The organism is Prevotella sp. 20925_1_30, from assembly GCF_041433025.1.
Lineage (GTDB): Bacteria > Bacteroidota > Bacteroidia > Bacteroidales > Bacteroidaceae > Prevotella > Prevotella vespertina.
Window position 1 is genome coordinate 1 of the sequence record NZ_JAPWAR010000024.1, and the last position, 14,864, is coordinate 14,864.

Genomic DNA, 14,864 nt, shown 5'->3' on the forward strand with positions numbered 1-14,864 from the left:
ATGCTGAGGCTCACACTGATGTATTACACTGATTTCATCTCATTTATGGAAAATCCACAAAATGATGAACTCATCATAATAGCTGAAAAGGCAAATTCACCACCAAAAGAACTTAACTTATTTGATTAGGGGGCTTGGATTTCAAAAAAGAATGCGGAATTACCTATATAAAGACAATTCCGCAAGGATTTATATGTTATTTAAGTTTTACCGGACAGCAATATATTCTAATAATTATGTTACTCTCTTGTACCCTTTTACCCTTCCAAATAACTCTTTACTTTTCTACCTATAAAAAAGCGAGGAGCCCAATAAGGTTCCTCGCTTTATATGAATAGGATATTGAATTATCCGAAGTTATCGTACATGATTGCATCCTGATCAACACCGATGCTATCAAGATAATCAGTAACAGTCTTGATAAGCATTGGAGGTCCACAGAGATAATACTCACAATCCTCTGGTGCCTCGTGATCCTTTAGATACTCATCACGGATGCAGTTTACTGCAAAACCAGTGTAATACTTCACGCCAGCCTCATCAGCCTTAGGATCCTGCTGGTCGAGAGAGAGGTGGAAGTGGAAGTTTGGATATTCCTTCTCAAGCTCCCAGAAGTCTTCAAGGAAGAAAGCTTCATTGAGTGAACGTGCACCATAGAAGAAGTGCATTTCACGGTCACGAGTGTGGAGGGTCTTTGTCATGTGCATAATTTGCGCACGCAAAGGAGCCATACCAGCACCACCACCAATCCAAATCATCTCCTTACCAGAAGTAAAGTTAGGATGGAAGTCGCCGTAAGGACCACTCATCATCACCTTATCACCCTCCTTAAGAGAGAAGATATAGGTAGAGCCAATACCAGTTGGTACGTTCTGGAAACCAACCTGTGGACGAGGCAAGAAAGGTGGTGTTGCAATACGAACAGTCAGTGTGATGATATCACCCTCAGCTGGATAGTTCGCCATAGAGTATGCACGAACAGTTGGCTCAGGATTCTTTCCCTTCAGAGAAAGGAGATTAAACTGCTTCCAAGGACCGAGGTATTCCTCCCCGATATCGTTCTTATCAAAGTCCTTATCATAGTCGATACAATCGTAGGCAGGGATAGAAATCTGTGCATAAGAGCCTGGGATGAAGTCCATGTGTTCGCCAGGAGGCAAGGCAACCTTGAACTCCTTGATAAAGCTTGACACATTCTTATTAGAGATAACAGTACACTCCCACTCCTTAACGCCCATGACAGACTCAGGAACCTTGAGTGACATATCACCCTTCACCTTACACTGACAACCCAAGCGCCAGTGGTCTTTGATCTCTTTACGGCTGAAATGAGGACGCTCAGAGTCGAGAATTTCACCGCCACCTTCTACTACCTGCAACTTACACTGCCCACAGCTACCCTTTCCACCACAGGCAGAAGGGAGGAAGACACCGTTCTCATTCAGCGTAGACAATACCGAGCTACCCTGATCGACGGTCATCTCCTTATCACCATTAATAGTTAATTTCACCTTTCCACTTGGGCTAAGATACTTCTTAGACACCAATAGGAGAATCACCAACACGAGGATGGTGATAAGGAATACCACAATACTTATTGTTATGAATTGTCCCATTGTTTACTTAAATTTTAAGTCCTGAGAAGCACATCATAGCCATTGCCATCAGTCCTACAGTAATAAATGTAATACCAAGACCCTGCAAAGGCTTTGGTACATCAGAATACTCCATCTTCTCACGAATAGCACCCATTGCCACGATGGCTAACGTCCAGCCGAGGCCAGAACCAGTACCATAGACCAGTGCATCCCATACAGTACCGATATACTGAGTGCTTGCTGGGTCAAGACCGATACGCTGTTGCATAAAGAGGGAAGCACCCATGATAGCACAGTTAACGGCTATCAACGGCAAGAAGATACCCAATGCGCCGTAAAGAGATGGTGAGAACTTTTCGACAGCCATCTCCACAATCTGCACAATACCAGCAATAACGGCAATAAAGAGGATAAAACTAAGATAAGTAAGGTCGACCCCCTCTGCAAGACAGTCTGGTCCAAGGACCTTAGTCAGCAAGAGATAGTTAATTGGTGTGGTCACAAGCAACACGAAAGTCACGGCTACACCAAGACCCAATGATGTCTTCACGCTCTTAGAAACGGCCAAGTAAGAACACATACCGAGGAAGAACGCAAATATCATGTTGTCCACAAAGATGGACCGGAAGAATAAACTAATAAGATGTTCCATAATTACTTCTTGTCTTCTTTATAGAAATAAGCACGATGAACCCAAATAACACAACCCAAGAGGATGAGTGCCATGGCTGGCATTGACATCATTCCGTTGTCCATATAACCCGCATCATAGAAGCTCTGTGGCAAAATCTTGAAGCCAAGCAATGAGCCACGACCGAAGAACTCACGGATAGCACCCACGATAACAAGTATCATAGCGTAACCTAAACCATTGCCGACGCCATCGAGAAAACTTGGCCATGGCTTATTGGTCATGGCAAACGCCTCAAGACGTCCCATAAGGATACAATTGGTAATGATAAGTCCTACATAGACAGAAAGCTCTACACTCACATCGTAAGATACTGCCTTAAGAATCTGACTAACAATCGTTACCAATGCAGCCACAACCACTAACTGTACGATAATACGAATACGATTAGGGATGGTGTTGCGGATAAGTGAAATAATAACATTTGAGAATGCCGTGATAATAGTAACGGCAAGTCCCATCACAATCGCCGGCTTCAGCTGTGAAGTTACGGCAAGGGCAGAACAGATTCCGAGCACCTGGACCATAATTGGGTTGTCCAGATTCAGCGGATTGCTGAACACCTCTCTATTTTGTTTTGAGAATAAATCCATATTCTTATTGTTCTAAAGATTAGAATATTATTTGCTGTTCAGGAATTTAACGTAAGGCTGAAGTCCACCCTTGTCTGCATGGAACATCTCTGTTACACCATTACTGGTAAGCGTTGCACCTGTTACGGCATCTACCTGCGTAGATGGGTCTTCGATCTTCTTTTCAACAGCAAGTGCTATCTTCTGAGTATCGTTTCCACTAAAGAGATGCTTACCCTTGAACAAATCCTGCCATGCCTTGTTGTCTTTGATTTCAGCACCGAGACCAGCAGTCTCACTCTCGTGGTTAAAGTAAGCTCCAAAGACGGTTCTCTTATCACCATTGATAGCGATGAAACCATTGATAGGTCCCCAAAGACCGTTACCATAAACAGGGATAACATACTTATCTTCACCGTTTACCTTACAGCGGAACAAGGCAAGTTTGCCCTCCTTGGCATCCTTACTATTCAACTTAAAGCCAGCATCAACGCCACCCTGCTTACCAGCCTCAACTACCTTACCATTAGCATCGATAATGTCATCGGCCACGATAATCTTCTTCCAGAGTTCAACAGCTTCTTCGTTGCTCATATTACGGTCCTGATTGAGCGCAAAGAGAATCTGCTTCTGCTGATCAAGCTGTACGTTAGCATCCTGCATAGGCTTCAATGCTTGGAACACGAAAGCAAGCAAAAAGGCTACAATCAGCACGAGGATGGCAGAATAGATAATTGTATAAGAATTACTATTAGTTTTCATTTTCATCGTCCTCCTTATTTATTTAGCACGCTTAGCGCGCTTGCTGATGTTTGACTGAACTACACAGTAGTCGATGAGTGGGGCAAACATATTACCAAAGAGGATGGCAAGCATCATACCCTCTGGGTAACCTGGGTTTAACACACGGATGATGATAGCCATCGCTCCGATGAAGAATCCATATACCCACTTACCTGTCTCTGTACGAGCAGAGGTCACTGGGTCGGTTGCCATAAAGACTGCTCCGAAACAGAAACCACCCAAGACAAGGTGCTCATACCAGTGGATTGGCGTTGCACCAGTTGACTGGAAGAGAAGTCCCATCGCTGTTCCACCGAGGAAAACACTTAACATAGTCTTCCAACTGGCGATGTTCGTCCACAGAAGGATAACTGCTCCGATAGCGATAGCGATAACAGAGGTCTCACCAACAGAGCCTGGGATGAGTCCTACTACCATATCGCAGATAGAAGTGTTCACCGTTGTTCCCTGTGCAATCTCGCCCAATGGAGTTGCCATAGTGAAGCCATCAGGCAAGGTGTAACCAAGTCCGAAGATAGCATCCTTTGCCACCCATATACTGTCACCAGTCATCTTACTTGGATAAGAGAAGAAGAGGAAGGCACGTGCAGCTAATGCTACGTTAAAGATATTCATACCTGTTCCACCGAAGATTTCCTTCGTGAAGATAACAGCAAAGGCTACTGCAAGCACAAGAATCCAAAGTGGTGTGGTCACAGGAATAATCAATGGAATCAGAATACCTGATACAAGATAACCTTCCTGAATCTCCTCACCCTTCCACTGTGCCCAAGCAAACTCAATACCTAAGCCGACAATGTAAGACACAAGAATCTTTGGCAACAGGGCAAGCATACCATAGAGAAACATTCCCCAGCAGGTAGCATCAGCCAACTTACCAGCTGCTAAAGCGTTCTGATAGCCGATATTGTACATACCGAAGAGCATCGCTGGTACCAATGAAAGTACCACCAAACTCATAATTCGCTTCGAGTCAATAGCGTCATGGATAGAAGTACCGCTCTTTGATGTCTCGTTAGGAACATAAAGGAACGTCTCGAAACCATCGTAGACACTCTTGAAAGCGTGAAGCTTTCCGCCCTCCTCAAAGTTTGGGCGTATCTTATCGAGATAATTTCTTAAACTCATAATACTTTTATTATAGGGTTCTTAAAGTCCAAAAAATCAGTTTCCAAATTGTTACAAAGCTTTTGTAATGCTATTACAAGTTAGCTGTAATGTTATTACAAGCCTTTTGTAATGTTACTACAAAGCATTTGTAATGCACTCATCAAGCATGGTTTACATCCTTTTACGTCTATAACAGCTGATGGGATTATCATTAATAACACTTTGAGAAACTTTATTTAAAACTATAGTTAAAGTTATTGTGGGCTTTTGACCCCTATGCATTCTCTTTTCTAAGGATATCTAATCCCTCACGAACAATCTTCTGCAATGGTAATTTTGAGCTATCGACAAACTCTGCAAGAGCGAAGTCTTCAGGACTTACTTCATAAATCCCCAATTCTTCTTGACGGTCGATATTACCTGAGATAATTGATTTCACGAGATACTCACCATAGATATCCATGGGTAATACCTTATCATATTCTCCGCTCATAATCATGTGACGTTCACCACCTTTTACACGAGCATCAAGGTCATAAGTCTTCTTTCCTTGCAACCAAGTGAAGTAACTACGTGAGGTTGAGAAATCTTTGAAACGAGGAAGCATCCAGCCGAAGATTTCATGTACATCATCACCCTCTGGAATCAATGTTACCTCAGAAGTATGTGCTCCAAGTACAGCCTCATCTGATGCAACAACACCTGTAAGAGGATTACCATTGAGAACTCTCACATGGCAACCATCAGCAATATTATCTGCCAAAATATCCTTCAAAGGAGTACCAACAAGCGCATCAACATATCCTGTCTGCTTCACCCTACTACCAGCAATAGCTACACGACGCACAAGAGAGACCTTACCTGTATTGAATAATCGACCAAAGAAAATAACAGCAGTAGGATCTACTGTCCACACGATTTCGCCCTTATTAACAGGAGAAATATTGTTCACTTGCACGCCAACATTACCAGCAGGACATGGACCATCAAAGACATTTACGTTAACATCCTTAGCGTTCACTAAAACATTAGCTGATTGTTTCGCGCCAATACCGAGATAAACAGTTGCAATCTTAGACAGCGCTGTTAAACCCGTTTGGAAGTCCTTCTCCTGTCCTTTCAATTCAAATTCGAAGTCGCCTTGCAATGGTTTATCACGAAGAGCAGAAACAAAGATAGCCTTTGGTTCCGTGTTTGGTCGAGTTGCAACAGCATAAGGTAACTGATTGATATAACCAAACAAACCCGCTTTTAACAAAGAACTTTTCACCTCTTCAGCAGATAAGTTATCTACTTGCTTAACACCGAAGTCTGTAAATTCTTGTTGAGTATCAGCTTCGATTTTCACACGCAGCACTTTACGTCTCGCTCCACGTTCAATGGCCGAAACTATACCGCTCACAGGTGAAGCAAAACCTACATCAGGGCAACCCTTGTCCACAAACAGTGAGTCGCCAGCTCGAACATGTTCACCCTCACGAACTACAACTTTCGGCGTTAAACCTATAAAATCATCCGGCACCAATGCGTACTCCTTAGATGATTTTACAGACAACATCTGCTCTTGTGCACGTCCTGTAAGGTTAATGTCTAAGCCCTTTCGTAACTTAATTACATTTGCCATAACAATTATATAAATGCGATATTATCTTATTTCATTCATGAATATTGTGCAAATGTAGCAAAATTTAAGGAGATTAGGAACATTTATATGTATTTATTTCAGCGCAAAATGTTTTTTTAGTAGTTTTGCAAATGCATTGAAGAAGCTTAGAACCACTTTCCGATGGATTATATGGACTTTAGTTAGTCTTTATATTGTCTTGATTGTATTGTTGCACATCCCAACAATACAAACTTTTGTTGCGCATAGAGTAGCAGATGCTGCTTCAACAAAGCTAGGAACAGAAGTTCGTATTGGGCGTATAGACCTCGGCGTTTTAAATAGGTTTATCCTCGATGATATTCTTATTTATGATCAAAACAAAAAGAAGATGGTTTCGGCCTCTCGTATTGGTGCAAAAATTGATATTATGCCATTACTCCGTAGTGGAGATATTAATATCTCTTCTGCACAGATCTTTGGATTAGACGCCAACTTATACAAAAAAGATAAGGATGCCAAGCCTAACTTTCAATTTGTCTTAGATTCTTTAGCTTCCAAGGATAATAGTAAGAAAACCCCATTACACCTAGCCATTAATAGCCTTGTCATTCGTAATGGCAAAATTAAATATGACATATTAGATGCTCCCCAAACGCCCAATAAGTTCAACATTAACCATCTTTTGTTAAGCAGTATATCCTCACACATCATTGTGAACAAGCTGGATAATAACTCCCTTTGGGCTAATCTTAAATCCTTGTCATTTAACGATGCTTCTGGAATAAGCGTCAAACAACTTACATTTGAAACAAAGATAGACCAACACCAAGGTTTTATCAATGATTTTAGCCTCATATTGCCTAATAGCCATGTGAAGTTAAAACAATTATCTACTCATTACCAATTAGAAAATAAGAGACTAATAAATAAAAGTTTAAAATATTCTATTAAAGGATTTAAGGCAGACTTTACTCCTTCTGATTTTGCACCTTTCACAGATGACTTGAGAAGCCTTCATACAAACTATTCCACTGCTTTGGAGGCAAAAGGCACATACGATGATGTTAGAATTGGACTTTTATCCATAAAGAATGAAGATTTATCAACATTATTACACGCTAAAGGTTGGGTTAATAATTTACACCATAGACCTAATTGGAAATTCTCTCTTAATCCGATAACAATAAACAATGCGACATTAAAAACCATTGCAAAACTTCTACATCAAGCAATCCCTTCAACACTTAACAATCTTGGTGATATTTACTATAAAGGTTCCGTATCCTCTATTGGAGGAAATCTTAATGCACATGGAACATTAAGAAGTAGTGCTGGAGAAGTACGATTAACAGCCAATGTTTATGGTAAAAACATTCGCGCGAAAGTAAATACATCTAACTTTAATCTTGGGCGAGTACTAGCTAATCCTGACTTTGGAATGATTAGTACAAATATCTTCGTTGATGGGAAAACTAACCTTTCATATATATTAACAAAGGGTGACATCTTTTCTTTCGAATATAAAGGATATAACTATAAAAATGTTCATCTCAACAGCTTATATAAGGAGGATGCCTTTATAGGAGATTTATCTATCAATGATCCTAATGGAAAGTTAGCAATTAAAGGAAAAGCCTATAACATCTTAGCATTCATCAAAAAGAGAGAAAGATTGTCTGCTGATATATCTATCAATGCACAAGGAGTTAATCTTGCCGCATTACATTTGACCAACACACTAGGCAATAGAACGTTCTCATTTAAAAGCCAGATTAAAGGGTCTGGTTCTAATATTAACAATATAATAGGAACATTGGATGTCTCTCAGTTCATGCTCTATGGAGACAAAGAAAATATAAATCTTGACCACATCAATGTGGTCATGAACAATGGACTTATTACCAAATCTTTAAAAGCAAAGACCGACTTTGGAGAGATTGATATTAATGGACAATATAATTACCAATCACTTCCTCAGAGTATTATCTCCGTATTAGGACATTATCTTCCAAGTATTGTCAACCAGCATCCCAACTACCACATGGTAAAGGATCGGAATGCTTATACGTTCTCTTTGAAGCTTAATAACACGCAATTAATCAATCAATTACTTAAGACTTCTATCATTTCTCCCTACCCCATTGTAGCTAGCGGTGCTATAAATGAAGGACGAAATGAAATAAAGTTATCTCTTGATGCAGCAGATCTTACCTATGCTGGGCAACAATTACAAAACTTATCTATTGATATTTCTACGCTTTCAGAAGGTCTATTAGCTCGATTATCTGGAGAAAGAAAGGGTGCTAAAGGACCACACATTATAGTTAATGCAGAAGGACTCATTAAGAATAATACAATTAGCTCTGATGTAAATTTCCAAATCCCTGGGCACACTGCATTGTCTGGAGATATCAATAGTATTGTGGAATTTACTCATCACAATGGTGATTTGGAGACACAATTACACTTCAACCCTTCTAAGATTAATATTGATACTATCACATTAAATGTTCTTCCATCTGACTTATCTTATAGGCGAAACAACCTTAACATCAGTCATTTTGAAATATCTAATCGCAACCAACATCTTATTGCGAATGGTGTTACGTCAGGTAATATGAACGATTCCATCACCATAAAGTTCAAAGAAATAGACGTACCCTATATTCTAAACCTTGCTAATTTCCATAGCGTAGAGTTTTCTGGTACAGCCTCTGGCACTGCCTATATCAAATCTTTCTTCCATCAACCTAAGATGGAAGCTAACCTCGAAGTGCACAATTTCAAGTTTGAGAAGGGAGATATGGGAACACTCTACGCCAATGTAAACTACGATAAGGAAGGTAAAATCGGTATAGATGCACATGCGGATACTAACGATGGGGCATTAACAGAAATCAAAGGATATGTGGATATAAAAAATAGTTATATCAACCTTCCTATTTACGCACACAACACACATTTATCATTCCTCAAGACCTTCTGTGATTCTTTCATGGATAAAATAAAACTTAGAGCTAACGGGTGGTGCAAGGTTGTTGGTCCGCTAAGCGATGTAAATCTTGAGGGTGATATGGAGGCTAATGGCAATGTTTATATCAAACCGACAGGGACAACATACGATTTAATGCGGGGACGCATACGCATCATACCAAATGAAATCATCTTTGCCAACGACACTATTACTGATTCTTATGGGCATATCGGCATTGTTACAGGAGGGTTACATCACAATAGTTTGAGGCACCTAACCTATGATATAAATGTCGAAGCACAGAATCTTCTTGCTTACAACTTCCCCAAACATCTGGGCAAAGAGTCTTTCTGGGGCATCGTATATGCTACAGGTAATTGTCACATAAAGGGTGGTCCAGGCACAACGACATTGGATGTAGAAATGAAGCCTTGCAAGAATACATTCATTACTTACAATGCCGCTACAACCAATGACGCTGGAACAAACAACTTTATCCATTGGTTAAATACACCAAAGGACAGTATAGAAAGTATCTCTTCAGAGACCAATGAGACACTATCAGTACCGACAAAGACAATTTCATCACCACGTCCTATATCAAAATCGGGATTTGCAAACATACCTAGTGACTTACACATGAATTTCATCTTGAAGACTAACCCTAACCTAACATTAGGCGTCTTAATGGATGAAACGACTGGTGATAACATCAAACTTAATGGTTCTGGTATTATTCGAGCCACCTACTATAATAAGGGAGCATTCCAGCTCTTTGGTAATTATAATGTAGATTACGGACAATATAACCTCACCATCCAGAATATTATTAAGAAGCAGTTCATATTCCAACAAGGTTCTACTATCGCTTTTGGTGGCGATCCATTCAACGCTGCATTAGATTTGAAAGGTGTCTACACAATTAACTCCGTACCATTGAGCGATTTGGGGCTTGGCAATTCTTTCAGCTCTAATAATACGAAAGTGAATTGCCTTCTAGATATAAATGGCACGCCTGGTGCTCCTTCCGTCAACTTCGGACTCGATCTCCCTACCCTATCTTCAGATGCACAACAAATGGTACGTTCTGTATTAAACTCTGAACAAGAACTGAACCAGCAGGTACTTTACTTACTTGCAGTCGGACGCTTCTACCCACAGAGTAACAATAATAGCACAGCACAAGGCAATAGAACTCCAAGTGGAGCTTCGCTCGCTATGCAAAGTCTTTTATCAGGAACTCTCTCTCAGCAAATAAACACAGTGTTGTCCAATGTGATAAACACCAACAACTGGAACTTCGGAGCAAATATTGCTACAGGTAATGAGGGATTCGATAATGCTGAATATGAAGGAACATTATCAGGTAGCATGCTTAACAACCGACTATTATTCAACGGACAATTCGGTTATCGTGATAATGTAGCGAAGAATAATTCCTCCTTTATCGGAGACTTTGATATTCGTTATCTCTTATCACCTAATGGAAATATTGCATTCCGATTCTATAACCAGACAAATGACCGATACTTCACACGCAATTCTCTCACAACACAAGGAATAGGTCTTATCTTGAAGAAAGACTTCAATAAGCTAAGTGATATTTGGAAGAAGAAGAAGAAAAAGACAAAAAAACGTAGTCAAAAACTCTGATATTCAGAATATTATTAGTAACTTTGCACCGATTTGGGTGTATTATACCCATTTCATATAAGGTAATATAAAGTCAAACTTTATTAATTAAATTATTTTTTAAACACTTTATGACAAATTTCAAAGACGTCCAGAATGTACAGCCTTTAGCTGACTTCAACTGGGATGAGTTCGAAAATGGTTCACAATCCGTAGCTAGTAAGGATGACCTTACAAAGGCTTACAACGAAACTCTTAACAAGATCCAGGAACACCAAGTAGTTGAAGGTACTGTTATTTCAGTTGACAAGAAGGAAGTAGTTGTTAACATCGGCTACAAGAGCGATGGTATCATCCCTGCTTCTGAATTCCGTTACAACCCAGAGCTCAAGGCTGGTGACAAGGTAGAGGTTTATGTTGAGAATCAGGAGGACAAGCGCGGTCAGCTCGTTCTTTCTCACAAGAAGGCTCGCCTCCAGAAGAGCTGGGAGAATATCAACAAGGCACTGGAGAACGACGAGGTTATCCAGGGTTACATCAAGAGCCGCACTAAGGGTGGTATGATTGTTGACGTATTCGGTATCGAGGCATTCCTTCCAGGCAGCCAGATTGACGTTCACCCTATACGCGACTACGACGTATTCGTTGGTAAGACAATGGAGTTCAAGGTTGTTAAGATTAACCAGGAGTTCCGTAACGTAGTCGTTTCACACAAGGCACTCATCGAGGCTGAGCTCGAGGCACAGCGTAAGGAGATTATCTCTCACCTTGAGAAGGGTCAGATCCTCGAGGGTACTGTTAAAAACATCACATCTTACGGTGTATTCGTTGACCTCGGTGGTGTTGACGGACTCGTACATATCACAGACCTCTCTTGGGGCCGCGTAAGCGATCCACACGAGGTTGTTGCTCTCGACCAGAAGATTAACGTTGTTATCCTCGACTTCGATGAGGAGAAGAAGCGTATCGCTCTCGGTCTCAAGCAGCTCACTCAGCACCCTTGGGATTCTTTGGATCCTAACCTCAAGGTTGGCGACCACGTTAAGGGTAAGGTAGTTGTTATGGCTGACTACGGTGCATTCGTAGAGATTCAGCCAGGCGTAGAGGGCTTGATCCACGTTTCAGAGATGAGCTGGAGCCAGCACTTGCGTTCTGCACAGGAGTTCATGAAGGTTGGTGACGAGGTTGAGGCAGTTATCCTCACACTCGACCGCGACGAGCGTAAGATGTCTCTCGGTATCAAGCAGCTCAAGGAAGACCCATGGGAGGCTATCGAGGTTAAGTATCCAGTAGGCTCTAAGCACACCGCAAAGGTTCGCAACTTCACTAACTTCGGTATCTTCGTAGAGCTTGAGGAAGGTGTTGACGGTCTTATCCACATCAGCGACCTCTCTTGGACTAAGAAGGTTAAGCACCCATCTGAGTTCACTTCACAGGGTTCTGAGATTGAGGTTGTTGTTCTCGAAATCGATAAGGAGAATCGTCGCTTGAGCCTCGGTCACAAGCAGCTCGAGTCTAATCCTTGGGATGAGTACGAGGCAATCTACACTCCAGGTTCAATCCACGAGGGTAAGATTACCGAGTCTATGGACAAGGGTGCTGTTATCACTCTCAACGAGGGTGGTGAGGGCTTCGCTACTCCAAAGCACCTTGTTAAGCAGGACGGCACACAGGCACAGCTTGGTGAGGTTCTCCCATTCATGGTAATCGAGTTCGTTAAGGACACTAAGCGTATCATCCTTTCTCACTCTCGTACATTCGAGGAGGTTAAGGAAGAGCCACGTCGCCAGCGTCCAGCAGCTCAGAGCAAGCCAAAGAATGATGCAGCTGCTATCAACAACGTTGCAGCAGGTACATCTCTCGGCGACCTCGGTGTTCTCGCTGACTTGAAGAAGAAGATGGAGGGTAGCAAGTAATTTGCACTCTAAAATCTAACATAAATAAAAAGAGTATCAAGTTTTCTTGGTACTCTTTTTTTATTCTCTTAGCTCTTTGTTGATCAGAACACCTATTCATATATAAGACTATCGTAATTGCATATCGGCTGTGCACTACAACGGAGCCTTATCTTTACCAATCTTGTTCTTATGGGAAACTAAAAGAATGTACGCTCACAAACACCAGCCCACTCCCTAATGGTTAATCAAGAAACTGCTTGAAACTTTCCATTAAATTCAGTATCTTTGCAAAAAAAACGAAATGCAGGAAAATAACAATCAAACTTTATGGCAGATAATTAAGAGTTATTTCAATGTCTTACCTTACAAAGACGGCGAAAAATATGTTATTAAACAAATAACTAATGGCATCAACTTTCAAGGTTCTAATCTCTGGATACTTATCTTTGCCGTATTTATTGCATCCTTAGGCTTAAATGTCAATTCAACAGCAGTAATTATTGGTGCTATGCTCATCTCTCCACTGATGGGACCAATCATCGGTATGGGATTAGCTCTTGGAATTGCTGATTTGGACTTGTTCAAACAGTCCATAAAAAACTATTTGGTAAGTACATTCATTAGCGTTATTACTGCAACAATCTACTTTACACTTTCACCTATCACGAATGCTCAATCCGAACTCTTAGCACGCACATCGCCTACCCTTTATGACGTATTGATAGCTCTTTTTGGTGGTGCTGCTGGATTCTTAGCTACGTCAACAAAAGGAAGAAACAACGTGGTGCCGGGTGTTGCCATTGCCACAGCCTTAATGCCACCACTTTGTACAGCAGGTTATGGACTGGCCGTACAAAACACAACCTTCTTCTTTGGGGCATTTTACCTTTATTTCATCAATACTGTTTTCATTGCATTTACAACCTGCGTAGGTGTACGCTTTCTGCATTTTCATAGAAAGCAGTTTATCAATCGTGAAAAAATGAGACGAGTAAATCTTTACATCGTCAGCATTATCATTATCACAATTATCCCTGCAAGCTACATGACATGGAACATCATTAAGCAAAGTGTATTTGAAAATAACATAGAGAATTTCGTTACAAAGGAACTTAATTATAGCGGAACAAACATTCTCTCACACCAATACGACCTAAAAACCAAGACCCTCCATGTGGTAGCGGTGGGCAATCCGATATCAACTGATTCGATAGCTAAAGCACAAAAAACGATGACTAATTATCAGCTTGATGGCTACGTACTAAAGGTGATACAAGGATCTAACTCTGATAGCTTATTACTCCTACAGCACAAGAATAAAGGTCAGTTGATGGTAGGAGAAAAAAATACGGCTGAATGGCAAGAACTTGCATATAACAACGATGTGCTAAAGAAGGAACTAACTTCTTATACACGTTATCCAGTACTTGCTAACGACATGCGAGAAGAACTTAAAGTCGTATGCCCCTCGGCAAAGAGTATCATACTTTCAAAAGCATCTGAGTCTTTCGTTGATTCTGCTTCAATTAAAAATCATATCGTGGCTATAGTCAAAACAAACAAGACACTTGCCAAAGACAACAGAAAACAGCTATATGACTGGCTCAAAGTGAAAGTTAAATCTGATAGCCTTGAACTAATTATCTTACCATAATAATAGTACAATACAAGAGAAAGAAGTACCAAACCATCACGGGTTTGGTATTTTTTTATACTTACATACATAAATAAAAACAAGATTACTTTTCCTTATAGCACAAGCGTATAAAACTTCTTACAAGGTTACTACCTAAACCATGCTTGCCAAATTATCACTTTGGAGATAACAATATAGAGTAAACACGCATTAGCTAAACGCTATATTAGTTACACATAGTAAATCATAGAAGAAAGGTCATAGATAGTTCTGCATAAATTCCATTATCAAAAAGAGTCAACAACTTATCTTAAAGCACACAACAGATTTCGAAAAGACATTA

At 40.6% G+C, this 14,864-nt stretch carries 9 protein-coding genes; 3 read left to right on the forward strand and 6 right to left on the reverse strand.

Features of this window, described 5'->3' with window-relative positions; all coding sequences use genetic code 11:
• Positions 1-347 precede the first annotated feature (347 nt).
• From nqrF to O3603_RS09690, 6 genes are all read right to left on the reverse strand, one after another.
• A complete protein-coding gene (gene nqrF, locus O3603_RS09665) occupies positions 348-1,616 on the reverse strand; it encodes an NADH:ubiquinone reductase (Na(+)-transporting) subunit F (protein WP_371522501.1) in 1,269 nt (422 codons plus the stop codon).
• A 7-nt stretch (positions 1,617-1,623) separates the two neighbouring features.
• Complete coding sequence (gene nqrE, locus O3603_RS09670; RefSeq protein WP_004360385.1) at positions 1,624-2,250, reverse strand: NADH:ubiquinone reductase (Na(+)-transporting) subunit E; 627 nt, start codon at positions 2,248-2,250, stop codon at positions 1,624-1,626.
• A 2-nt stretch (positions 2,251-2,252) separates the two neighbouring features.
• Positions 2,253-2,882 (reverse strand): NADH:ubiquinone reductase (Na(+)-transporting) subunit D, encoded by a 630-nt coding sequence (locus O3603_RS09675; RefSeq protein ID WP_371522503.1) that lies wholly within the window; start codon positions 2,880-2,882, stop codon positions 2,253-2,255.
• A 27-nt stretch (positions 2,883-2,909) separates the two neighbouring features.
• Positions 2,910-3,623 carry an NADH:ubiquinone reductase (Na(+)-transporting) subunit C gene (gene nqrC, locus O3603_RS09680; protein ID WP_371522540.1) on the reverse strand — a complete coding sequence of 238 codons (714 nt, stop codon included), beginning with the start codon at positions 3,621-3,623 and terminating at the stop codon, positions 2,910-2,912.
• An 18-nt stretch (positions 3,624-3,641) separates the two neighbouring features.
• The gene (locus O3603_RS09685; RefSeq protein WP_371522505.1) at positions 3,642-4,793 is read right to left on the reverse strand and encodes an NADH:ubiquinone reductase (Na(+)-transporting) subunit B; all 1,152 of its coding nucleotides are present in this window, start codon (positions 4,791-4,793) and stop codon (positions 3,642-3,644) included.
• A 256-nt stretch (positions 4,794-5,049) separates the two neighbouring features.
• Positions 5,050-6,399: a Na(+)-translocating NADH-quinone reductase subunit A gene (locus tag O3603_RS09690; RefSeq protein WP_371522507.1), complete on the reverse strand. Its 1,350-nt coding sequence runs from the start codon at positions 6,397-6,399 to the stop codon at positions 5,050-5,052.
• Positions 6,400-6,535: 136 nt separating this feature from the next.
• Here O3603_RS09690 and O3603_RS09695 point away from each other — a divergent pair, with 136 nt between their 5' ends.
• The 3 genes from O3603_RS09695 to O3603_RS09705 all read left to right on the forward strand — a co-directional run bounded on the left by O3603_RS09695 (position 6,536) and on the right by O3603_RS09705 (position 14,539).
• On the forward strand, positions 6,536-11,008 hold the full coding sequence (locus O3603_RS09695) for a translocation/assembly module TamB domain-containing protein (RefSeq protein WP_371522509.1): 4,473 nt from the start codon (positions 6,536-6,538) through the stop codon (positions 11,006-11,008).
• A 110-nt stretch (positions 11,009-11,118) separates the two neighbouring features.
• Positions 11,119-12,903 (forward strand): 30S ribosomal protein S1, encoded by a 1,785-nt coding sequence (gene rpsA / locus O3603_RS09700; protein WP_371522510.1) that lies wholly within the window; start codon positions 11,119-11,121, stop codon positions 12,901-12,903.
• Positions 12,904-13,186: 283 nt separating this feature from the next.
• Complete coding sequence (locus O3603_RS09705) at positions 13,187-14,539, forward strand: TIGR00341 family protein (protein WP_371522512.1); 1,353 nt, start codon at positions 13,187-13,189, stop codon at positions 14,537-14,539.
• The last annotated feature ends 325 nt before the right edge of the window (positions 14,540-14,864 follow it).

Excerpts from the sequence above, each read along its gene's own strand:
- nqrE (WP_004360385.1), bottom strand. The coding sequence starts at position 2,250 with ATGGAACATCTTATTAGTTTATTCTTCCGGTCCATCTTTGTGGACAAC.
- O3603_RS09690 (WP_371522507.1), bottom strand. The coding sequence starts at position 6,399 with ATGGCAAATGTAATTAAGTTACGAAAGGGCTTAGACATTAACCTTACA.
- rpsA (WP_371522510.1), top strand. The coding sequence starts at position 11,119 with ATGACAAATTTCAAAGACGTCCAGAATGTACAGCCTTTAGCTGACTTC.
- nqrF (WP_371522501.1), bottom strand. The coding sequence starts at position 1,616 with ATGGGACAATTCATAACAATAAGTATTGTGGTATTCCTTATCACCATC.
- O3603_RS09675 (WP_371522503.1), bottom strand. The coding sequence starts at position 2,882 with ATGGATTTATTCTCAAAACAAAATAGAGAGGTGTTCAGCAATCCGCTG.
- nqrC (WP_371522540.1), bottom strand. The coding sequence starts at position 3,623 with ATGAAAACTAATAGTAATTCTTATACAATTATCTATTCTGCCATCCTC.
- O3603_RS09685 (WP_371522505.1), bottom strand. The coding sequence starts at position 4,793 with ATGAGTTTAAGAAATTATCTCGATAAGATACGCCCAAACTTTGAGGAG.
- O3603_RS09705 (WP_371522512.1), top strand. The coding sequence starts at position 13,187 with ATGCAGGAAAATAACAATCAAACTTTATGGCAGATAATTAAGAGTTAT.